17 protein-coding genes are annotated in these 23,237 nt (G+C 59.3%); 7 read left to right on the plus strand and 10 right to left on the minus strand.

Annotated features, from left to right (window positions below; all coding sequences use genetic code 11):
• The first annotated feature begins 9 nt into the window (after positions 1–9).
• Complete coding sequence (locus ICA15_RS24590) at positions 10–207, plus strand: YbdD/YjiX family protein (protein WP_042561171.1); 198 nt, start codon at positions 10–12, stop codon at positions 205–207.
• Positions 208–369: 162 nt separating this feature from the next.
• The gene (yjiA, locus tag ICA15_RS24595) at positions 370–1,341 is read left to right on the plus strand and encodes a GTPase (protein ID WP_210554886.1); all 972 of its coding nucleotides are present in this window, start codon (positions 370–372) and stop codon (positions 1,339–1,341) included.
• Positions 1,342–1,439: 98 nt separating this feature from the next.
• Here yjiA and ICA15_RS24600 read toward each other — a convergent pair whose 3' ends face one another.
• From ICA15_RS24600 to morA, 5 genes are all read right to left on the minus strand, one after another.
• Positions 1,440–2,150 (minus strand): GntR family transcriptional regulator, encoded by a 711-nt coding sequence (locus ICA15_RS24600; RefSeq protein ID WP_210554887.1) that lies wholly within the window; start codon positions 2,148–2,150, stop codon positions 1,440–1,442.
• A gap of 24 nt (positions 2,151–2,174) precedes the next feature.
• On the minus strand, positions 2,175–2,879 hold the full coding sequence (locus tag ICA15_RS24605) for a FadR/GntR family transcriptional regulator (RefSeq protein WP_150602182.1): 705 nt from the start codon (positions 2,877–2,879) through the stop codon (positions 2,175–2,177).
• Between the two features lie 84 nt (positions 2,880–2,963).
• Positions 2,964–4,277, minus strand: a complete 1,314-nt coding sequence (locus ICA15_RS24610; protein WP_210554888.1) for a C4-dicarboxylate transporter DctA — start codon at positions 4,275–4,277, stop codon at positions 2,964–2,966.
• 329 nt (positions 4,278–4,606) lie between these two features.
• Positions 4,607–5,860 (minus strand): serine hydroxymethyltransferase, encoded by a 1,254-nt coding sequence (gene glyA / locus ICA15_RS24615; RefSeq protein WP_150597084.1) that lies wholly within the window; start codon positions 5,858–5,860, stop codon positions 4,607–4,609.
• Positions 5,861–6,113: 253 nt separating this feature from the next.
• Positions 6,114–9,962 (minus strand): bifunctional diguanylate cyclase/phosphodiesterase, encoded by a 3,849-nt coding sequence (morA, locus tag ICA15_RS24620; protein WP_210554889.1) that lies wholly within the window; start codon positions 9,960–9,962, stop codon positions 6,114–6,116.
• 286 nt (positions 9,963–10,248) lie between these two features.
• Between morA and ettA the strand changes: the two genes are divergently transcribed.
• Both ettA and gdhA read left to right on the plus strand, forming a co-directional pair.
• Entirely contained in the window at positions 10,249–11,913 is a 1,665-nt protein-coding gene (gene ettA, locus ICA15_RS24625) for an energy-dependent translational throttle protein EttA (RefSeq protein WP_042561164.1), read from the plus strand.
• Between the two features lie 372 nt (positions 11,914–12,285).
• Entirely contained in the window at positions 12,286–13,623 is a 1,338-nt protein-coding gene (gdhA, locus tag ICA15_RS24630) for an NADP-specific glutamate dehydrogenase (RefSeq protein ID WP_210554890.1), read from the plus strand.
• Here gdhA and ICA15_RS24635 read toward each other — a convergent pair.
• The 4 genes from ICA15_RS24635 to ICA15_RS24650 all read right to left on the minus strand — a co-directional run bounded on the left by ICA15_RS24635 (position 13,608) and on the right by ICA15_RS24650 (position 17,303).
• The gene (locus ICA15_RS24635; RefSeq protein WP_047303327.1) at positions 13,608–14,114 is read right to left on the minus strand and encodes a GreA/GreB family elongation factor; all 507 of its coding nucleotides are present in this window, start codon (positions 14,112–14,114) and stop codon (positions 13,608–13,610) included. The genes gdhA and ICA15_RS24635 overlap by 16 nt on opposite strands.
• Positions 14,115–14,184: 70 nt before the next feature.
• Entirely contained in the window at positions 14,185–14,541 is a 357-nt protein-coding gene (locus ICA15_RS24640; protein WP_210554891.1) for a hypothetical protein, read from the minus strand.
• Between the two features lie 155 nt (positions 14,542–14,696).
• A complete protein-coding gene (locus tag ICA15_RS24645; protein WP_210554892.1) occupies positions 14,697–16,550 on the minus strand; it encodes a DUF4105 domain-containing protein in 1,854 nt (617 codons plus the stop codon).
• 264 nt (positions 16,551–16,814) lie between these two features.
• On the minus strand, positions 16,815–17,303 hold the full coding sequence (locus ICA15_RS24650; protein WP_150595302.1) for a DUF3015 domain-containing protein: 489 nt from the start codon (positions 17,301–17,303) through the stop codon (positions 16,815–16,817).
• A gap of 277 nt (positions 17,304–17,580) precedes the next feature.
• On the opposite strand from ICA15_RS24650, the gene ICA15_RS24655 reads away from it, so the two are divergent.
• Positions 17,581–20,019 carry a Lon protease family protein gene (locus ICA15_RS24655; protein WP_210554893.1) on the plus strand — a complete coding sequence of 813 codons (2,439 nt, stop codon included), beginning with the start codon at positions 17,581–17,583 and terminating at the stop codon, positions 20,017–20,019.
• A 310-nt stretch (positions 20,020–20,329) separates the two neighbouring features.
• Positions 20,330–20,647, plus strand: a complete 318-nt coding sequence (locus ICA15_RS24660) for a hypothetical protein (RefSeq protein WP_150602189.1) — start codon at positions 20,330–20,332, stop codon at positions 20,645–20,647.
• Between the two features lie 51 nt (positions 20,648–20,698).
• Here ICA15_RS24660 and ICA15_RS24665 read toward each other — a convergent pair whose 3' ends face one another.
• A complete protein-coding gene (locus ICA15_RS24665; RefSeq protein ID WP_210554894.1) occupies positions 20,699–22,528 on the minus strand; it encodes a hypothetical protein in 1,830 nt (609 codons plus the stop codon).
• Between the two features lie 163 nt (positions 22,529–22,691).
• On the opposite strand from ICA15_RS24665, the gene ICA15_RS24670 reads away from it, so the two are divergent.
• On the plus strand, positions 22,692–23,180 hold the full coding sequence (locus ICA15_RS24670) for a TIGR00645 family protein (protein WP_042561155.1): 489 nt from the start codon (positions 22,692–22,694) through the stop codon (positions 23,178–23,180).
• Positions 23,181–23,237: the final 57 nt, after the last annotated feature.

The raw sequence follows: 23,237 nt of genomic DNA on the forward strand, positions 1-23,237 counted from the left end.
GATTGCAGCATGTTCAATGACCTGAGTCGCCTCGGTAAATACCTCGGTCAGGCCGCGCGCCTGATGGTCGGCATGCCCGACTACGACACCTACGTCGAGCACATGCAAAACAAACACCCGGACAAACCGGTGATGAGCTACGAGATGTTCTTTCGCGAACGTCAGGAGGCCCGTTACGGTGGCAAGGGTGGGCCGAAGTGCTGTTGATCTGACAGCCTGAGGTTGATGCAATCCCCCCTGTGGGAGCTAGCCTGCTAGCGATGAGGGCGTGTCAGTCGACATCCATGTCGAATGACACACCGCAATCGCCAGCAGGCTGGCTCCCACATTTGTTTTGTGTTGTTCATTCATTTTGTGAAGGGGATCGATTTGTCTTCTCCAATACCCGTAACAGTGCTCAGCGGTTTCCTCGGTGCCGGCAAGACCACGTTGCTGCGCCATATCCTGAAAGCCGAGCACGGCCTGAAAATCGCCGTCATCGAGAACGAATTCAGCGATGCCGGTATCGACACCCAGTTGCTGGGCGACGAGCCGGTGCAGGTCATGACCCTGGCCAACGGCTGCGTCTGCTGCACCATTCACACGGATTTGACCAAAGCCCTGTACCTGCTCCTTGAGCGTCTGGACAGCGGCGAGATCGCCTTCGATCGTCTGGTCATCGAGTGCACCGGTCTGGCCGATCCGGCACCGGTCGCGCAGACCTTTTTCATCGACGAAGAACTGCGCGAGCGTTACCTGCTCGACGGCATCATCACTCTGGTCGACGCAGCTCACGCCGACGTGCACCTGACCCAGACCATCGCTCAGGCGCAGATTGGTTTCGCCGACCGTTTGCTGGTGAGCAAGACCGATCTGGTGGACGAAGCAACGTTCACCGCGCTGAGCGAACGTCTGACCCGAATCAACCGCCGTGCGCCGATCCGCGTGGTCGAGCATGGCAACATCGATCTGGCCGAACTGCTGGATGTGCGCGGCTTCAACCTGAATGCCGATCTCGGCGGCGGTCTGAGTCTGCGCCCGGTGAGCAAAACCCCCTCGATCGACCGCATCTCAAGCCTGGTCCTGCGCACCGATCAGCCGCTGGATATCGACCAGCTCAGCGAGTTCATGAATGAATTGCTGGAAGAACACGGCAAGCAATTGTTGCGTTACAAAGGCGTGCTGAACATTGCCGGGGAAGATCGGCGCCTGGTGTTTCAGGGCGTGCTGAAACTTTACGGTTTCGACTGGGACACCGAATGGGCCGAGGGTGAGAAACGCGAGAGTGTGATTGTGTTTATTGCCGATGATTTGCCGGAAGAGAAGATCCGGGCGGGGTTTGCCAAGGTGGTGGCTGGCTGATGGTTTTTCGGCGTTAGAAATGAAGCCATCGCGAGCAGGCTCACTCCTACATTTGAAATGCGTTCCCCTGTAGGAGTGAGCCTGCTCGCGATAGCGATCTAACCAGCAACACAATGCTCAGGGTCTGAACCCAGCAGCGTCTGCTCAAGATGATCCAGATGCCGATTCATCAGCAACTCAGCCCTGCCACCATCCCCACACTCAACCGCCTCAACAATCGCCAAATGCTCCCGCCACGCGCAACAACTGCGGGTCGATCCAGCACACCGCGCAATCGCCAATGAAGTCAGCGGCACCAGACTGCCCAGAAAATGCGCCAGCGGTGCATTCCCCGCCATGCGCGCCAATTGCAGATGAAACTCCCCGGACAAGCGAATCGCCGCGCCCCGCCGATCCTGTTCCACGGCCTGCCGTTCACGCTCTATCAAGGCTCGCAGACGTTTCAAACCGTCAGCCTGTGGGCGCTGACACGCCAGGCGCACCAGCGTGCTTTCTGTCAGCCGTCGTGCCTGCAAAGTCTGCCGCGTTTGCTCTGCATCCGGCGCGGCCACCCGTGGCCGATGATTGGCGCGCAACACGATGACGTGCTCGTTGCCAAGCTGCGTCAGCGCCCGGCGCACGTCCGCGCGGCTGGCGCCGAACATCTGCTTGAGGCTGTCTTCCGTGAAGCGGCTGCTCGGATCGATGCGCTGCTCCAGAATCGCGTCGAACAGGCGCGGGTACAGATCATCCACCGGCGCGCGCAGGCGGGAGAAGGGCAGGGCGGCTGACATCTGGCGAGGGTGCGACGGCGTGGCAAGGCTGTTCATGGCCGGTCTCCAGTGTGAAATATTTCAATTGCTCAAGTGGTCGTCCGGAATGTTCATCTCGATGCCCATGCGCTGCGCCTCACGCAGAATGTGCCGGCGCATTTCAGCGCTGGCCTGGGCGCTGTTCTTGCTGCGAATCGCACGGACCACGGCTTCGTTTTCTTCCAGCCGTTCGGCCAGATGTTCCGGGGAGTTGCGCAGCACTTCGGCGCTTTGCTTGAGGGCGTTGCTGGTCTGTTGCACCACACTTTGAAAGATCGGGTTTGAAGTCAGGGTGAACAGCTCTTCATGGAACGCGATGTAGGCGCTGACCCCGGCTTCACTGTCGCCGGCTTCAAGCGCTTCGCGCATGTCCATCAGGGTCAGACGCAACTGGCCGACTTCCTTGCTGCTGATCGACTGCGCCACCAGGCCGACAATGAACGGTTCAAGGGTGTAGCGCAGTTGCAGCACGTCTTCGAGACTGGCGCCGGCCACCGCGCTGTCGTGGCTCTGGCTGTCGCTGAGTTGCGCGTCGAGCACCACCACGCCTTTGCCCGGCATCGAGCGGACGAGGCCGAGGGTTTCCAGGACGATCACCGCTTCGCGCAGGCTTGGGCGGCTGATGCCCAGTTGTTCGGCCAGTTCGCGCTGGCCCGGCAACATGTCGCCGGTGCGCCACTGACCCCGGGCCAGTGCGGCGCGGAGTTTTTCTACGACTGAGTTGACGACGGTTGATGTGGTAATCACTTGTCTTGCTCCATGTGCCTGCGGGAGCTGCCGCAGGCCAGATCGAAAGATCGCAGCCCAGCGGCAATCCCGGCAGGGTTGAAATCAGAACTCCTGCTGGTGCGCCGGAGTTACTGTTTTACGCGGCTGAAAGGTGTAGCCCTGCTGACCGCTAAGTACTTTGTTCGCGCGTTGTACATCGATGTCTTTTTCCCAGCGGGCGATGGCCACGGTGGCGACGCAGTTGCCGATCAGGTTAGTCAGCGCGCGGCCGATGCCCATGAACCAGTCCACCGCCAGCACCAACACCAGACCGACCACCGGGATCGCCGGAATTGCCGTCAATGTCGCCGCGAGAATCACCAAGGCCGAACCGGGGATACCGTGGGCGCCTTTCGAGGTGATCAACGACACCAGCAGAATCGTCAGCAAATCAGTCATGGCCAAAGGCGTGCCGGTGGCGTTGGCGATGAAGACGATGGCCAGCGTCAGGTAGATCGAGAAACCGTCGAGGTTGAACGAATAGCCGGTGGGAATCACCAGCCCGACGGTCGAGCTGCCGATGCCGAGGTGTTCCAGTTTGCGCATGATCTGCGGCAACACCGCATCGGACGATGCCGTGCCCATGACGATCAGCAGTTCTTCGCGCAGGTACTTGAGCAGCGGCCACATGCGCAGGCCGGACGCACGCATCACCAGGCCCAGAATCACGCTGACGAACGCGATGCAGGTCAGGTAGAACAAGCCCACCAGACTGCCCAGATGTTGCAGCGAATCGATGCCGTATTTGCTGGTGGTGAAGGCGATGGCGCCGAACACTCCAATTGGAGCCAGACGCACGATCATGCCCATGATCCGGAAGATCACGTGGCTCAGTTCGTTGATCAGCCGCGAGATCCCGGATGCCGCTTCGCCAACCAGGTTCAACGCGCTGCCGAACAGTACCGAGAACAGCAGCACTTGCAGAATGTTGTTCTCGGCAAAGGCGCCGATCACCGACGTCGGGATCAGGTCCATCAGGAACTGCGTGGTGGTGTGCATGTGCTGGCCGCGCTCGGCCAGATCGCCCATGTCGGCCGTGGACAATTGCTCCAAGTGGATATTCGCGCCACTGCCGATGCCAGTGCTGAAGGCGAATACCAGGCCGATCACCAGGGCAATGGTGGTAAGCACTTCAAAATAGATAACCGACTTGAGGCCTATCCGGCCGACCTTCTTCAGATCGCCCGCGCCACTGATGCCGCTGACCACCACGCAGAACACGATCAGGCCGATAAGCATCTTGATCAGTTTGATGAAGCCGTCGCCGAGCGGTTTGAGCTGGGCGGAGTATTCCGGAAGGGTCAGCCCGCAGACGATGCCGAGCACCAGTCCGAGAACCACTTGGAGGAAGATTGAACGCGAGCACCATCTGAGCATGGGAGGAATCCTGGTCGGTGTCCTGGCTGCCGTACGCGGGGCGTATCAGATTCAGGACTTAATTATTGTGGTCTTACCGGTATGTCCAGTGCGGGTGCAGTCTACGCTCGGTTTTTTTGGAATGACAAGTGAAAATAGTGAAATTGGCATGACCGGTCTGACCAGTGGCCAAAGATCAAAAGATCGCAGCCTTCGGCAGCTCCTACACGGAAACGTGAATCCCAATGTAGGAGCTGCCGAAGGCTGCGATCTTTTGATCTTTCTTCAGGCGAAAAAAAAACCGGCCAATTACTTGGCCGGTTTTTCATGCTGCGGTTTTAGCGTCGCAATTAAGCGCCGTATACCGGCAGTTTCTTGCAGATGGCTTTGACTTTCTCACGAACGGCATCGATCACCGCCTCGTTATTCAGGTCAGCCAGGATGTCGCAGATCCAGCCGGCCAGCTCTTTGCACTCTGCTTCCTTGAAGCCACGAGTGGTCACAGCCGGAGTACCGAAGCGCAGGCCGGAAGTCACGAACGGCGAGCGTGGATCGTTAGGCACGGAGTTCTTGTTCACGGTGATGAACGCTTTGCCCAGAGCAGCGTCGGCGTCTTTACCGGAGATTTCCTGCTTGATCAGCGACAGCAGGAACAGGTGGTTTTCAGTACCGCCGGAAACCACGTCGAAACCGCGCTCGATGAACACGCTGGCCATGGCCTGGGCGTTCTTCACCACTTGTTGCTGGTAAGTCTTGAACTCAGGCTGCAGCGCTTCCTTGAAGCAGATCGCTTTGGCGGCGATCACGTGCTCCAGCGGGCCACCCTGGGCGCCCGGGAATACGGCGGAGTTGAGCTTCTTCTCGATGTCGGCGTTGGCGCGAGCCAGGATCAGGCCGCCACGTGGACCGCGCAGGGTCTTGTGCGTGGTGGTGGTCACGACGTCAGCGAAAGGCACCGGGTTCGGGTAAACGCCCGCGGCAACCAGACCGGCCACGTGAGCCATGTCGACGAACAGGTAAGCGCCAACCTTGTCAGCGATTTCGCGGAAACGCGGGAAGTCCAGGATCTGCGAGTAGGCAGAGAAACCGGCCACGATCATTTTCGGCTTGTGCTCAACCGCCAGACGCTCGACTTCGTCGTAGTCGATCAGGCCGTTGGCGTCGATGCCGTACTGGATGGCGTTGTACAGCTTGCCCGAGGAGGAAACGCTGGCGCCGTGGGTCAGGTGACCACCGTGGGCCAGGCTCATGCCCAGAATGGTGTCACCGGCCGACAGCAATGCCAGGTAAACGGCGCTGTTGGCTTGCGAACCGGCGTGCGGCTGAACGTTGGCGTAGTCGGCACCGAACAGTTCTTTGGCGCGGTCGATGGCCAGTTGCTCAACGATATCGACGTACTCGCAACCACCGTAGTAGCGCTTGCCCGGATAACCTTCGGCGTATTTGTTGGTCAATACCGAGCCTTGAGCTTCCATCACCGCTGGGCTGGTGTAGTTTTCCGAAGCGATCAGCTCAATGTGCTCTTCCTGGCGCACGGCTTCTTGCTCCATGGCGGCAAAGAGATCGGCGTCGTACTTGGCAATAGTCAAATCACGGCTGAACATGGCGGTCCTCAAGGATCGGGGGCAGAAAAGGGGGGCATTCTAACCCAATGGGTTTTGGATGGCATATGAAACGACATCATGTCGCAGACAAGTGGCGTTCATGCGCAGATCGATGGTAATTGTGCCGGCCTCAAAAGATCGCAGCCTTCGGCAGCTCCTACAGTAATCGGAGCCAATCCCGAATACTGTGATCGACATCAATCCCTGTAGGAGCTGCCGCAGGCTGCGATCTTTTTTGCAACACCAAAAATTCTCAGTCGAACATGAACAGCGCATCATTGCTGAACTGCGCCTCAAACCGTCCCGCCGGCATCGGCCGCCCGAACAGATACCCCTGAACCTCATCGCAGCCATGCTCACGCAGGAAGTCCAGTTGTTCGTGGGTTTCCACGCCCTCGGCAATCACTGCCAGATTAAGGCTGTGAGCCATGGCGATGATCGCCCGGGCGATCTGTGCGTCCTGCTCGCCGGACGGCAGGCCATCAACGAACGTACGGTCGATTTTCAGCACGTCGATCGGGAACTGCTTGAGGTAGTTCAGCGATGAGTAACCGGTGCCGAAGTCATCGACCGCGATGCTCAGGCCGAGGTTTTTCAGGCCGGCGAGGATCTGCATCGCCTCGCTGACTTCACGCATCAGGATGCTTTCGGTCAGTTCCAGCTCCAGACATGCCGGCGGCAGACCGGTTTCGCGCAGGATCGTGGCGATCCGCGTACCGAGCTGGCCGTCGGAGAACTGCCGCGCCGAGATGTTTACCGACACCTTCGGCACGCGCACACGGTTCTGGTGCCAGGTCTTGAGCTGGCGGCATGCCTCGCTGATTACCCAGTCGCCGACATCGACCACCAGCCCGAGCTCTTCCAGTACCGGAATGAAATCTCCCGGCGGCACCAGTCCGCGCCGCGGATGACGCCAGCGCAGCAGGGCTTCGGCGCCGGTCAGGCGTTTGCCGTCGCCGCTGAATTGCGGTTGGTAATACAGGACGAATTCGTCTTGTTCCAAGGCATGGCGCAGGTCGCTTTCCAGCTCCAGACGCTCCAGCGCACTGGCGTTCATGTCGGCCTGATAGAACTGGAAGTTGTTTTTGCCGCGCTCCTTGGCGTGGTACATCGCGGTGTCGGCGTTCTTCATCAACTGGCTGAGCTCGTTGCCGTCCTGCGGGGAGAGGGCGATGCCGATACTTGCCGTCACAAAGAACTCGCGACCTTCGAGCACGAACGGCCGCACCAGACTGGCGAGAATCTGCTCGGCGACATGAATCGCCCGGTTCAGCGCCAGTTCACGGTTGGAGCGATGTTGCAGCAACAGGGTGAATTCATCGCCGCCCATGCGCGCCACGGTGTCGTCATCGTCGACGCAGGCCAGCAGGCGTGTGGCCATGTCTTTCAACATGCGGTCGCCGGCCGCGTGGCCGAGGGAGTCGTTGATCGGTTTGAAACGGTCGAGGTCGAGGAACATCAGCACCACCCACGACTTCTGCCGCTCGGCCGATTGCAGCGCGGTGTGCAGACGATCCTGGAACAGCGTGCGGTTCGGCAGATGAGTCAGGGCGTCGTAGTAGGCGAGGCGGTGAATCCGCTGTTCGCTGGCCTTGCGCTCGCTGATGTCACTGAAGAAGCACACGTAACTGGCCAGATCGCCCTCGTCATCGAGCACCGCCGTGATGCCGACCCACGCCGGGTAATGCTCGCCGTTACGGCGCTTGAGCCAGACTTCGCCTTCCCACGTGCTGTGCTGATGCAATTGCTTAAGCACGTAACGCAGGTGTGCGTCCTGTTGTTCGTCGACGGTGAGCATGTTCGGCAACTGGTCGAGGACTTCGGCCACCGCGTAACCGCTGACCCGGCTGAAGGCTTCGTTGGCCTGGACGATGTAACCGGCCGGGTCGGTGATCAGGATTGCCGAGGTCGAATGTTCGAAAACCGTGGCGGCCATGCGCAGGTCTTTTTCGGCGCGGCGCTGCTGGCTGATGTCGCGCCCCACGCCAAGCACGCCTTCGAACGCACCGTGCTCGTCCCACACCAGCACCAGGCGCAACTCGATCGGGATCTTGCGGCCGTCGGCGCGCAAGCAATCGAACAGGAACAACTGGGTCTGCACCTGGTTGCGCAACAGCGCCAGTTGCTCGGGGTTGTCCAAAGCCTTGCTGACCCGATCCATCAGGGCGTGGATGCCATTCAGTTGCTGCGGGTTGGCGATGGTCGATTGCCAGCCGTTCTGAAAAATCCAATCGACGTCGTAGCCCAGCACCGCCTGCACCGAAGGGCTGACGTAGTTCAGCGACAGCTTGCTGTCGGTGGAGAAGATCACGTCGCTGATGCTTTCGGCGAGCATGCGGTAGCGCTGCTCGCTGTCGCGCAGGGATTCGCTGGCCTCGATCTGCTCGGTGATGTCCTTGGCCACGCCGATGATCCGCGTGACCTGATCGTGCTTGTCGCGGGCCAGTGCCTGTTCACGGATATCGAAGCGCCGCCATTCGCCGTCGCGATGGCGGAAGCGCAACTGACATTGCAACAACTGGCTGTAACCGGCGTGGCGCTGCATCTGGCGCGAGCGATGGTAGTAGTCGGCGTCTTCGGGGTGCAGCAGGATTTCCCAGAAGTACTCGCCCATCTGATGCAGTTCGCTGCGGTTGTAACCGAGTGTCTGGCCGAGGTGGTGGTTGCTGAAAATCATCCGCTGGCTGATTACGTCCTGCACGTACAGATGATCCGGCACGGTACGCACCACGTCCGACCAGAAACCTTCACGTTCCAGCAGTGACAGCTCGATCAGTTTGCGGCTGGTGATGTCGTTGATGCTGAGGATCACCGCTTTGTAGTCATGCTGCTCGGTCGGCAGGCGCAGCACCATCCACAGATGCTGGTCGCGACCATTGATGTCGGGCAGTTTGATTTCCAGTTCCAGCTGTTTTTGCTGTTGCAGCACGGCATCCAGAATCTGATTGCCGATCGCGCAGTGACGGTGCGGATGGCCATCGATCAGCAGTTGCCAGGCGTCGTCACAGGAATTGACGTTGAGCAGTTGCAGCGCCACCTGATTGACCTCGGTGACGCGCAGTTCCTGGAGCAGTTGCTGGCGCTGTTGCGGCTGATCGAGCCAGGCCTTGAGTTGATCGCTGGTCTGGATCTGCACCTTGTCGAAAAATTGCTTGAGACCGGACAGGTCGAGTACGCAGAGGGCCACGCCGGTGCCCTCGAAAATATCCTGATAACGACGGCGACCCTCATGCAGCTGGCGCTGACGGCGGCGCATGTTCAGCAGAGCAATCACCGGCAGCATCGAGAAGGCCAGGCCCAGCAGGCATTTGCCGATGAACGCCGGCAGCAACTCTTCAAGCACACGTTGACGGTCGAACAGGCCGCGCAACTGCCAGTCGCTGCTGCTCAGCGGCACCGTGAGCACGGTGTTGGCCAGATCATCCGGGCTCAGTACGCCGGGCTTGGCCGACGACAGTGCCTCATCGCGGCTGATGATCTGATGGTTGAGACGGTTTTCCACCAGCCACAGTGGACGCAGGCCGGTGTCACTTTGTTTGGTCAGCGAGTCGAAGAAGGTCGGCGTCAGGCGCAAGACCCAGTAGCCGCGCGTGTTGCCGCTGGCCTGATGCAGCAGCAAATGCACCAGAGACCCGTCGTCCGCGTTGCTGAAGTAATGCGCCTGGGAGCGGCTTCGGCGCACCAGTTCAGTCAGGTAGACAGCGTCGGAACTGTCCGCTGCGCTGTCATTGATAATTCTGCCGGAAGGGCTGAGCAGAGCCATGCTGCGCAGATCGGGCAACGATTGCTGGAGCTTGCGCAGCAACGCCTGCTGTTCGTCGGCTGACTGCGGCTGTTCGACGATCGGTAGCAGATTGAGCGCGATCTGCGCATTCAGCGCCATGTTCAGGCTGACCTGCGAAGCGAGGTCGGCGGTGTAATCGATGGTGTACTGGCGCTGGTTTTTCTGGGTTTCGCGCAATTGGTCGAGCAGTTGCCAGAACAGCAACGCCAACAGCAAAAGCACGAGTGTCGCCAGTGCACCCTTTAATGTTCCACGCAGGGGCGAGCCTGGCGCCGGTTGGGTGCTGCTCACAGAGGCTGGCGGAGTGACATTGGACAAGCTGAAATCCTGCGGTCTGGCTGGACTGGCGCGACGTGCACTATAAGCCGGACGCCCAGAGGGGGGCTAGCATGCCTTGAGTCGTGGCGAAGTGCCAGCCCCGCGCGGCTGGACTGCCTTCTATCATTAAGGTAGCTTTGCCGGTTACGCGGGAGCGTTCCAGCTCCTACAATCAGACTTTTTCTGCGCGCACGCATTGATGACTATCAAGTGAACGACGCGCATCGGTCTGGCCGGGCATCGCCTGCGCTCCAATCATTCATCTGTCACTGACCCAAGGTTCTCCATGGCTCAATACGTCTTCACCATGCATCGGCTGGGCAAGGTTGTTCCGCCGAAGCGGGAAATCCTCAAAAACATTTCGCTGTCCTTCTTCCCCGGCGCCAAGATCGGCGTGCTCGGCCTCAACGGTTCGGGTAAGTCCACGCTGCTGAAAATCATGGCCGGCGTCGACACCGAGTTCGAGGGCGAAGCCCGTCCGATGCCGGACCTGAACATCGGTTATCTGCCGCAAGAGCCGCAACTTGATCCGACCAAGACCGTGCGTGAAGTGGTCGAGGAAGCGGTCAGCGTGATCAAGAACGCCCAGGCACGCCTGGACGAGGTCTACGCGGCTTATGCTGAAGAAGATGCCGACTTCGACAAACTGGCTGCCGAACAGGCCAAGCTCGAAGCGATCCTGCAAGCCAGCGACGGCCACAACCTGGACCGTCAACTGGAAGTCGCCGCCGACGCGCTGCGTCTGCCGGCCTGGGACGCCAAGGTCGAATTCCTCTCCGGTGGTGAAAAGCGTCGTGTGGCCCTGTGCCGTCTGCTGCTGTCCGCCCCGGACATGCTGCTGCTCGACGAACCGACCAACCACCTGGACGCTGACTCCGTGGCGTGGCTGGAGCACTTCCTGCACGACTTCCCGGGTACCGTGGTTGCGATCACGCACGACCGTTACTTCCTGGACAACGTTGCTGGCTGGATTCTGGAACTCGACCGCGGCGCGGGCATTCCATACGAAGGCAACTATTCGGGTTGGCTTGAAGCCAAGTCCGATCGTCTGGCTGCCGAATCCAAGCAGCAGTCGGCTCACGAAAAAGCCATGAAAGAAGAACTGGAGTGGGTGCGCAAAGGCGCCAAGGCCCGCCAGTCGAAATCCAAGGCTCGTCTGCAACGCTTCGAAGAAATGCAATCGCAGGAATTCCAGAAGCGTTCGGAAACCAACGAAATCTACATCCCGGCCGGTCCGCGTCTGGGCGACAAGGTCATCGAATTCAAGAACGTTTCCAAGGGCTACGGCGATCGCGTGTTGATCGATAACCTGTCGTTCTCGATGCCGAAGGGCGCCATTGTCGGCGTAATCGGCGGTAACGGTGCCGGTAAATCGACCCTGTTCCGCATGCTGATGGGCAAGGAAACACCGGATTCGGGCAGCATCGAAGTCGGCGAAACCGTGCAACTGGCGTGCGTCGATCAGAGCCGCGAAGACCTCGACGGCAGCAAGACCGTGTTCCAGCAGATCTCCGACGGTTCCGACCAGATCCGCATCGGCAACTACGAGATCCCGTCGCGTACCTACGTCGGTCGCTTCAACTTCAAGGGTGGCGATCAGCAGAAGTTCGTCAAGGACCTGTCCGGCGGTGAGCGCGGTCGTTTGCACCTGGCGCTGACTCTGAAAGAGGGCGGCAACGTCCTGCTGCTCGACGAACCGTCCAACGACCTCGACGTTGAAACCCTGCGTTCTCTGGAAGAAGCCCTGCTGGACTTCCCGGGCGCCGCCATTGTGATCTCTCACGATCGGTGGTTCCTTGACCGCGTCGCGACCCACATCCTGGCGTACGAAGACGACTCGCAAGCGATCTTCTTCGAAGGTAACTACACCGAGTACGAAGCCGACCGCAAAAAGCGCCTCGGCGAAGCGGCGGCCCAGCCACACCGGGTACGCCACAAAAAACTGGCCTGATTCGGGTTGGTTGCATGAAAAAGCGGAGCCTTCGGGCTCCGTTTTTTTTGCCAGCGTTTTTTCGGGGTACCGAGGTGGATTCATCGCTGGCAAGCCAGCTCCCACAGGATTTGTGATGTGCCCGGAATAGGTGAACACCGCTGAAACTGTGGGAGCTGGCTTGCCAGCGATGGCGGGTATAACTGTTGGTGCATAACTTGAACCTGATCTCACCATTCGGGTGCGTAACAGGCCAAAAAACAGTCTGATTTATATCCTGTGCACCATTTAATTTCATATCTGCGACATTTTGCGCTGTTCCTGTGCGCAATTCGTTTGCTACAGTCCGGCCCAATCTCTTCCAACGACAATAAATTTGCCGAGACTTTTCCCATGATCGAATCCGTCGAATCCTTCCTCGCACGCCTGAAACAACGCGACCCGGATCAACCCGAATTCCACCAGGCTGTCGAAGAAGTCCTGCGCAGTCTGTGGCCGTTTCTTGAGGCCAATCCGCATTACCTGACCTCGGGGATTCTGGAGCGCATCTGTGAGCCGGAGCGGGCGGTGGTGTTTCGCGTGTCGTGGGTCGACGATCAGGGCAAGGTCCAGGTCAATCGTGGTTTCCGCATCCAGATGAACAGCGCGATCGGCCCCTACAAGGGCGGCTTGCGTTTCCATCCTTCGGTGAACATGGGCGTGCTGAAATTCCTCGCCTTCGAGCAGGCTTTCAAAAACTCGCTCACCTCGTTGCCAATGGGCGGCGGCAAGGGCGGCTCGGACTTCGATCCGAAGGGCAAGAGCGACGCCGAAGTCATGCGGTTCTGCCAGGCGTTCATGAGCGAGTTGTATCGCCATATCGGCGCCGACGTTGACGTGCCGGCCGGCGACATCGGCGTCGGTGCGCGGGAGATCGGATTCCTGTTCGGTCAGTACAAGCGCCTGAGCAACCAGTTCACCAGCGTGCTGACCGGTAAGGGCATGACGTACGGCGGCAGCCTGATTCGCCCGGAAGCCACCGGTTTTGGCTGCGTGTATTTCGCTGAAGAGATGCTCAAGCGTCGCGAGCAGACCGTTGAAGGCAAACGCGTGGCGATCTCCGGTTCCGGCAACGTTGCGCAATACGCCGCGCGCAAGGTCATGGATCTGGGCGGCAAGGTGATTTCCCTGTCCGACTCCGAAGGCACGTTGTATTGCGAAGCCGGGTTGAGTGAAGAACAGTGGCTGGCGCTGCTGGAACTGAAAAACGTGAAACGCGGGCGGATCAGTGAACTGGCAGCGGTCTACAACCTGGAGTTCCGCGCCGGTCAGTTGCCTTGGTCGCTGGCCTGCGACATAGCGCTACCGTGCGCCACGCAAAACGAACTCGACGCCGAATCCGCCCGCCTGCTGCTGCGCAACGGCTGCGTGTGCGTGGCCGAAGGCGCAAACATGCCGACCACACTGGAGGCTGTGGATATCTTCATCGAGGCGGGGGTTCTGTTCGCGCCGGGCAAGGCATCCAATGCGGGCGGCGTGGCCGTCAGCGGTCTGGAAATGTCGCAGAACGCCATGCGCTTGTTGTGGACGGCGGGCGAGGTGGACAGCAAGTTGCACGCGATCATGCAGTCGATCCACCACGCCTGTGTGCATTACGGCGAAGAGAACGGGCGGATCAACTACGTCAAAGGCGCGAACATCGCCGGCTTCGTCAAAGTCGCGGATGCGATGCTGGCTCAGGGCGTCGTCTGATTCGGCTCGATGCGAATCACTTCAATCATTTGATCGCCGGCGGGGCGCTGCCATAGCACCTCGTCGTTGAGTCGGGCGCCAAGCAGGGCCCGGCCCAGCGGTGAGCCCCAATTGATCAGGCCTTTGGCTGCGTCGGCCTGATCTTCACCGACCAGTTGCACGCGGCGTTCGGTGTCGTGTTCGTCGGCGTAGGTCACCCAACTGCCGATTTGCACTTTGTCGGTAGACGTCGCGGCGACGGCGACTTGTGCGCTGCCGAGGCGCTGATTGAAGTAACGCAAATCTCGTTCGAGATCGGCCTGGCGTTGCTTGTCAGCCTGTTCACCTTTTGCCGTTTGCTCGGCGTGCAAGGCTTGCAGCTCGGCGACTTTCGCCTGCAACTGTTGCAGACCTTGCTGTGTGACGTAATTGGGCTGCGCGCTGACCTGCCGTTCGACTGGCTGATCGGCTTGCGCGGCGGCGTTGTCTTCGTTGACGAAAGCACGGCTCATGGTGTCCTCCCCGTTAATGGGTTGGGCCATGCTCGCAGGCATTTGGTTTCATCGGATGTCTGCCAACGACCTATTGCGAGCGATAGGCCCGCGCGGCGCCCTGATCCTTCTGCTGCTGCCAGGCACGCTCGCGCTCGTCCCAGTGCTCGTTGCGATAGTCGTTGCGATCCTTGTTTTCCAGCATCGCCTGACACTGGCGAAAGCCGTCGGTCCAGCCCTCGGCGTATTGCTTGTCCTTGAGATAGCGCGGCACATTCTTGCGAAACTCGCCGCTGATCGATCCGGCGGCCTGTCGGCCGCTGACACAACCGTCATCAAAACCGTCGGCAAAGGCCGGTGGATAACCCTTGGCGATCAGATCTTCGTGAGTGGTCTGGCAACCGCTCAGCAATAGCAAAACACCCAGCGAAACCGCACACCGCCACATCGCACTCTCCCGAGCCGTCACACCGCTTATGGGGAAAGTCTAGAAGGGGATTCGTTGATGGGGTGTGAAAGAAAGATCAAAAGATCGCAGCCTGCGGCAGCTCCTACAGGGGAAACGCATTCCAAGTGTAGGAGCTGCCGAAGGCTGCGATCTTTTCAGTAGTGATACCACTTCACCTCAAGCATCACTTCAGTTTCAGGCGTCGCCACATGACTGAACTCGCGCTGCGCACTCAGGCGTAAACCCAGGTTACGCGACAGCTCCCACTGCTGATTCAGGCTCAGGCTACGGCGCACTTCGCCATTGAAGAAATAATCACCCTTGGCTTCGAGGCTGAGATTGCCCAGCGGGTTTTTCCACAGCACGCCGGTATTGAAACCGCCAGCAGGAGAAACGAACTCGGCGAAGTCATTGTTGTGTTCGACACGCACCGTGCCAAGGGCAAAACCGAGCACGTCTTCACCCAATTGCCACGTACCTCCACCGCCGCCATTGACGTGGCTGACCAGGGTTTCGTCATCGTGCTTGCCCGGCACGCGTTCAAGTCCGCCCGTCACTTGCCACGACAATGGCTGCAGCAACTCGTTACGCGGTGTCAGAGAGCGGATGGTCGCCAGATCCAGTTGCTGGAACTGCCAGTGATTGCCTTCGTACTGGCGCAGCTTCATCTGCAGGATTTCGATTTGCGCACCGAGCGGGAAGCTCTCGGCGTTGTCGTTGAGGTCGTGATACGCCATGCGCAAGCCGTACTCGGCGAACGCACGGTCGCCGCGAGTACCGAGACCGGCCTGCCAGGTGCGCGATTCGTGGCCATCCTCCGGCAAGCCAGGACGAGGGATCTCCAGCTCCGGCGCCGGGTTTTTGTTGATCGCCCGCAGCAGTTCAAAGCTGCGCTGCGCCCGTTGCGGATCACGTTCCTGGCCGTTGGCGCGGTAGCGCTCCAGCCGATACGCGGCGTCGATGATCAGCGCTTGCCGGGCGCGGGGCAGGGCCTTGAAAGTGGGCGCTTGCAACACCTGTTGAGCGGCGCTGACTTTCAGCACCCATTGCTGTTCTTCGTCAGTCAACGGTTCGGCGCGGCTGAGCAATTCGCGTTCACGGGACGGGCGGTATTCGATGCTTTCTACCAGACCCGCTTCTTTAACGGCTTTGACCGTGTCGGTGGGGATTGCGGTCAGCGGGAATTGTTCGGTCAGGCGCAGACTCGGACGGGCCACTTGCAGCAGTTCGAGCAGACGGTAGGAGCAGTTTTCGTCGAAGAAGAAGTAGTCGAACTGGATCTGCTTCAACTCCCACACATGCTCGACCATGCGCGCGGTTTCTTCTTGCGTCAGATTGAGCCGGTACTCCCACAGATCGCGGTTTTCCAGGCTGCGGTATTCGGAGAGTTTTTCCTGATACGGCACCAGCGCAAACAGCCCCGGATAGCCGCCCATCAAACCTTTCCAGGCGTAGAGAATGCTGTTGTCCGAACCTTCGATGTAGGCGCCGAAGTTGATCGCGTAACTGAGCAGCGAGGTCTTGTCGCTTTGCACGTCCGCCTGATCGATGCGCAGCAAGGTGTGGCCGAACATCGACGACGGGCTGTTGAGATACGCCGCCGGGAAGATCATCACCGCGCTGTGCGGCGAAACGTCCTTGAACCACTTTTTGTATTCGGCGCACGCCGGCGTCGGCAGATCGGTCAGGTTGAGCTGTGCTTTCAACCAGCGGGTGCGGGCCGGATAGACGCATTGTGCGTGCTGCTCACCAAGACTGGCCGGGGCGTACAACGCCTGCACGGTGGCGGCCAGCTCACGGTCGGGGTGTTCATTGCCATCGGGCGCGAGAAAGAATTTCCTGTCGCTGACATAGCTGCGCCAGCCACCGAGTTTGGCGGTTTCGTAATGACCGAGGGAAATCCAGAAGCGGTCGTTGGCCAGTTGCTGCAAACGTTGAGGATCGATGTTTGGCGCGGCGGACAGCGGGGCGCAGACACAGAGCGCCAGCCAGGCAAGGCGTTTGAGCATAAGTGGCAACTTAAGTCGAAAGAAAATAAAACCCGGATCGGGGTGTGATCACTCACCCTGTGGCGAGGGGATTTATCCCCGTTGGGCTGCGAAGCGGCCCCAGAACCTGTATCCCCAATGCATCAGATACACCGCATGCACAGGTTCCACGACTGCTTCGCAGCCGAACGGGGATAAATCCCCTCGCCACAGGTTCAGCGTCACAATTGACTGACGGCACTCAAAATAAAACCCGCTCCCCGAAGGAAGCGGGCGGGGTCGAGCTTAAGCCTGCGTTGCGTACTTGGCCAGACGTGCGTCTGATTTCAGCACGGACAGGGTGTTGGTATGCACGTCTTCAGCGGTCACGTCAGCCTTGCTGAAGATCTGCTGGAAGTGCTCGTGAGTCACAGCAGCGAAGTGCGCACGGTCTTCCGGCGCCACGCCCAGTACCACGGCATAGGTCGTCAGCGCTTCGCCGTTGCCCTTGGCCATGTCTTCAGACAGCTCGTTCATCATGCCATTCATGGCAAACCAGGATTTGCCGCCATAGGTCAGCGACGCGTTGGTCGAGCAACCGTTGGTGCCGGAGGTCATACCAAACGTGGCGTTACCGGAAGTGCCGTTGGTGGTGGATGCCAGGAAGTGAGCCGGGGTGCCACGCTGACCTTCGAACAGCATGTTGCCCCAACCGCAATCCGGGCCGCCTGGAGCTTGCGCCATTGCGTTGATGGATACAGCGGTGAAGAGAGTACCGAGAAGAATCCGTTTCATAGCTTTTATCTCTTTATGTGCATACCAATGGACAGGGTTCTGGCGCCTTACGGTGCCAGTGGGCCGGTATTAGTTCCAGCCGCGCAGTTTGGAGTTTAGGCACGTTCCTGGGGTTCCGTGAGTTTTTGCAAAATATTTGGAATAAACCCCGGTTTCAAGGGCGCGGGTCACGGGCCGGGCGTTTGTCTATGCTTTGTCACATGGCGCGCCTTGCCAGTGGGGTACGGGCAGCGCCAGAATGCCGCTATCTGCCCCGCCTGATTGTTAAGGAAGCCCGATGCCTGATCCTGTTGCTGCCAGCTTGCGTCTAGCGCCCGAAGCGCTGACCCGTCCGTTTTCCGCTGAACAGTTCAGCTTCACTACCACCAATGATCTGGAGCCCTTTCGCGGTGTGCTCGGCCAGGAACGTGCGGTCGAAGCCTTGCAGTTCGGTGTGGCCATGCCACGCCCCGGTTACAACGTTTTTGTCATGGGCGAGCCCGGCACCGGTCGCTTCTCGTTCGTCAAACGCTACCTGAAAGCCGAAGGCAAACGCCTGCAGACCCCGGCAGACTGGGTCTACGTGAATAATTTCGATGAACCGCGCGAACCGCGCGCACTGGAGTTGCCATCGGGCACGGCCGGCGCGTTCATCGGTGACATCAACGGCTTGATCGATAATCTGCTGGCGACTTTTCCGGCGGTCTTCGAACACCCGTCCTACCAGCAAAAGAAAAGCGCCATCGACCGCGCCTTCAACCAGCGCTACGACAAGGCCCTCGACATCATCGAGCGCCTGGCCCTGGAAAAAGACGTTGCCCTGTATCGCGACAGCAGCAACATCGCGTTCACGCCGATGCTCGACGGCAAGGCGCTGGATGAAGCTGAATTCGCCCAGTTGCCGGAAGCCGATCGCGAGCGTTTTCACGAAGACATTTCCGGTCTCGAAGAACGCCTGAACGAAGAACTCGCCAGCCTGCCGCAGTGGAAGCGTGAGTCGAACAATCAACTGCGTTCGCTCAATGAAGAAACCATCACCCTGGCCTTGCAGCCATTGCTGTCGCCGTTGTCCGAGAAGTATGCGGAGAACGCAGTGGTCTGCGGTTACCTGCAAGCGATGCAGGTGTACCTGCTGAAAACCGTGGTCGAGCAACTGGTCGACGACAGCAAGACCGACGCCGTCGCCCGCAAACTGCTGGAAGAGCAATACGCGCCGAGTCTGGTGGTCGGTCATCCGTCCAGCGGTGGCGCGCCCGTGGTTTTCGAGCCGCACCCGACGTACGAAAATCTGTTCGGTCGCATTGAATACACCACCGATCAGGGCGCGCTTTACACCACCTATCGCCAGTTGCGTCCGGGTGCCTTGCACCGCGCCAACGGTGGTTTCCTGATTCTTGAAGCGGAAAAAATGCTCAGCGAGCCGTTCGTATGGGATGCGCTCAAGCGCGCCCTGCAATCGCGCAAGCTGAAAATGGAATCGCCGCTGGGCGAGATGGGCCGCTTCGCCACCGTGACCCTCAACCCGCAGCACATTCCGTTGCAGGTCAAAGTCATCATCATCGGCGCGCGGTCGCTGTACTACACGTTGCAGGACCTCGATCCGGACTTCCAGGAGATGTTCCGCGTTCTGGTCGACTTCGACGAAGACATCCCGATGGTCGACGAAAGCCTGGAGCAATTTGCCCAGCTCCTGAAAACCCGGACTTCGGAAGAAGGCATGGCTCCGCTGACGGCCGATGCGGTCGCGCGTCTGGCGACTTACAGCGCACGTCTGGCCGAACACCAAGGACGTTTGTCGGCGCGCATCGGTGATCTTTTCCAGTTGGTCAGCGAGGCGGATTTCATCCGGCATCTGGCCGGCGATGAGATGACCGATGCCGGTCACATCGAGCGTGCCCTGAAAGCCAAGGCCACCCGCACCGGGCGCGTGTCGGCGCGGATTCTCGATGACATGCTCGCCGGGATCATCCTGATCGACACCGATGGCGCGGCGGTGGGCAAGTGCAACGGGCTGACCGTGCTTGAAGTCGGTGACTCGGCGTTCGGTGTGCCGGCGCGGATTTCCGCCACGGTGTACCCGGGCGGCAGCGGTATCGTCGACATCGAGCGTGAGGTCAATCTTGGCCAGCCGATCCACTCCAAAGGCGTGATGATCCTCACCGGGTATCTGGGCAGCCGTTACGCCCAGGAATTCCCGCTGGCGATTTCCGCGAGCATCGCACTGGAGCAATCCTACGGTTACGTCGACGGCGACAGTGCGTCGCTGGGCGAGGCGTGCACGCTGATTTCGGCGTTGTCGAAAACCCCGCTCAAGCAATGCTTCGCGATCACCGGTTCGATCAACCAGTTCGGTGAAGTGCAGGCGGTGGGCGGGGTCAACGAGAAGATCGAAGGCTTCTTCCGCCTCTGCGAAGCACGCGGCCTGACCGGCGAGCAAGGCGCGATCATCCCGCAGGCCAACGTCGCTACGTTGATGCTCGATGAGAAAGTGCTGGCGGCAGTGCGCGCGGGGCAATTCCACGTGTACGCGGTGCGTCAGGCCGACGAAGCGCTGAGCCTGCTGGCCGGTGAGCCGGCCGGTGAGCCGAATGCCGATGGTGAATTCCCGGAGGGCAGCATCAATGCGCGAGTGGTAGAACGCCTGCGCGATATTGCCGAAATGATCAGCGAAGAAGATCTCAAAGAAGCCGAGAAGGAGCTGGCGCAGGAGGCGTTGGTAGAAGCCAAACCGGCTTAACGCCCAACGCGGTCAAACTGTAGGAGTGAGCCTGCTCGCGATAGCGGTGTGTCAGTCGACAAAAATGTTGCCTGACACACCGCCATCGCGAGCAGGCTCACTCCTACATTTGTTTTGTGTCGATCTTCAGGGAAATCGCCACAACTCTGACGCCAATATTCACACAATGACCATTCGGCGCATTCTGGTTTCATAAAGCTTGCCCGGCGGACTTTTCTTCTATTCTCAGCTCAAGGATATCGACAGTATCACTGGATCGAGCCAGTCCTCCCGAGAGGGCTGAATACCGGCTTTACCGAGGGTCGCCGCCATGTCGCGCAACCTCTGCCTCACCCGTCAATGTCTGGGTCTCGTGACCCGTATCGAATGCGCCATCAAACCGTTGGCCGGCGATAACGGCATGTGGACACTGCTCTTCGCTGCCGGCATGGCCGGCGAACAACCTTCCGCCATCAAAGCCCAGGGTCCGTTCCACGGCCCGATTGCCGCTGAGTCGATTCTCGACACCATCGTTGAAAGTCTGACGTTGCACGGCTATGAGCTGGCCGACGACCCACAGATCTGGAGCCTGCACCTGCAAGCCCAGCTTCGGCAGATCAACGGCGGGCGTGGCCGCAGCCTCAACTGACACGCGCCCCTGTAGGAGCTACCGAAGGCTGCGATCTTTTGACTTTGCTTTTCAAGGAGCAGTCTCAGCTACTTGCGCCTTGTCGAGCTTGACCTCAAAGCCGTATTGCACGGTGGCGAGGTTGGTTCGCTGATAGGTTTCCACGTGGGTTGGACGGCCATAGAAGTAGTGCACGCCAGACAGCGCCGGGCCTTCTGCGCTCGCATCGTGGCTGACCGAGAGAATCTGCTTGAGGTATTTGCCGCTGTCGTCCTTGACGAAGAATCGCCATTCATCGGCGGGGAACAGCTTCAAGTCGACCACCAGCGTGTTGTTCCTGATCTCCAGACCTTTGGGCAAAGACTTGGCGTCATAGGTTTTTTTCTCGACCGATGCGAGAAACAGCGGCATTGAGCCGACGGCAATCGCCGGCGTATCCGGAAACAGGTTCAAATCGTAGGTGATCGTCGCGTTCAGTGGATCGACCTGATAAGCCTCGGGCGGTAGCTCGATCGGTTCATCGAGTTTGCCGCTGCGCTTTTCGGTGAAGAACGTCACCGGGCTGACCCCGGGGTTGAAGTCGTCCCCGAGCAGTTCGTCGTTGAAGGTGCGGCGGTGAGAAAACTCGATGCGCGCAGCGCTCGAGTCCTCCACCGATTGTTGAATACGGATGCCAGCCTTCAACTGATCCTCGGTCAGGCTCGCGCCTTTGAGCCAGTTCGCGGCCAGATCGTCATACACCACAATCGGCAAGTCCAATGGCTGGACAGTTTTTTCCACGGTGTGCGGGTTGAAGGTGCGAATCGGCAGATCCAGTGCCTTGCGTGTCACGGTTGCCGAGGAAAAATCCAGCAGGCTGACTTCCAGCGTCTCGATCGGGCCGTTGAAGTAGACCTTGTTGTAGCGGCGCGGGTGTTGTTGCTCGAACGCCAGTTGGTCGTCACTGAGCTGCTTTTCCAGCGCGTCGCTCCAGGTTTTCTGCTGTTGCAGGTGCGTCAGTTGTTTTTCGTAGAAGGTAACCTGCTCCGGACTTTCGTTGATCGAACCGGCACGCACCAGGTATTGGCCACTGCCGTCGCGCGCCTGAACGATCAGCGGATTGAGCTGGGCGTCAGCGACTTCCGGGGCCAGCGGCAGGTTGTTGCTGAATTCGACTTCGGCGTAGTTCTTTTCAAGCTTGAGCAGTTTGACGCTGAGATTGTCGTTGGTACGGGTCTGGCCGACATCTTTCTGCGTCAGGTCAAAACTGTACAAGCGGCGCGGCGCGATGACTTCGACCTGGCCTTGCAGGCTCACCGGTTGCGGCAGGTTTTTCTTGTCGACGTCCAGGCCATCGATGAACGGGTAGGTCACGGTCAGGTCATCGGGGTTGGTGACGTTGGAGCTGGATGGGCTGAGCTGAATGCCCGGATCGGTTTCCGACCACTCCGGCTGATAAGCAATGACGCGCTTGTTGCTTAGCGTCACCGATTGCCACTCCACGCCATGCGGGAACAGGAAGCCGCCGGGAATGTTCAGGTTAAACGGGAAAACCGGTTGCAAGTCGATGAGGTAATCGGAGCTGGCATCCTTGTGCAGCACAAACAGACCATTGATGAAGGTATCGACCAGCGCCTGCGGGGTAGGGTAGTGCTTGAGCACGCCAAGGGCGTCTTCGCCGTATTCGGTTTTTGCCGGATTGCTGTCGAGCTTGAGCTGTGCGCGTTCGAGCAACAGCAGTGAACCGCCGAGTTCGGTGACGGCGTCCTTGAGCTTCGGATCGGTGATGGCGTCCAGTGATTGTTCGAATTTTACGGTTTTTTCTTCAAGGCTGACCGTGTGCTTTTCGTCACCTTGCGAGCAACCGCCAAGGAGCAGGGTGAAGCAAATTCCGGCAATCGTTATCGGCAATCGCACATCCATTTCCACTTTTCCTGTCCGCTTTCGCTGGGCCGTCAATGGTTTGGACACTAGCAGAAAAAAATGCCGCACACGTGCGCCGGTAGCGGATTTTCAGGCGGTTTCTGGCTGTCACAGCGGGCTGGTATACTCGCCCCCCATTACAACCCCCCTTGTGTGAGATTCAATGGAACGCTTTATCGAAAATGCAATGTATGCCACGCGCTGGCTGCTGGCGCCGATCTACATCGGGCTGTCCCTCGGGCTCCTGGCGTTGGCACTGAAATTTTTCCAGGAAGTTTTCCACATCCTCCCCAACGTCTTCTCGATGGCCGAGTCGGATCTGATTCTGGTCCTGCTGTCGCTGATCGACATGGCGCTGGTCGGTGGCCTGCTGGTGATGGTGATGATTTCCGGCTACGAGAATTTCGTCTCGCAACTGGACATCGATGAGGGCAAAGAGAAGCTCAGCTGGCTGGGCACCATGGACTCCTCGTCGCTGAAGATGAAAGTGGCGGCTTCGATCGTGGCGATTTCTTCGATCCACTTGCTGCGCATTTTCATGGACGCCAAGAACGTCGATCCCGAGCACCTGATGTGGTACGTGATCATCCACATGACGTTTGTGATTTCGGCATTTGCCATGGGTTACCTGGATAAGCTCACCAAGCACTGATCATTCTTTGATCGCTGCAAAACCGCCCGTCTGTTGCGAAACAGACGGGCGGTGTCG

The sequence above is a fragment of the Pseudomonas sp. P116 genome (genome assembly GCF_020149425.1).
Taxonomy (GTDB): domain Bacteria; phylum Pseudomonadota; class Gammaproteobacteria; order Pseudomonadales; family Pseudomonadaceae; genus Aquipseudomonas; species Aquipseudomonas anatoliensis.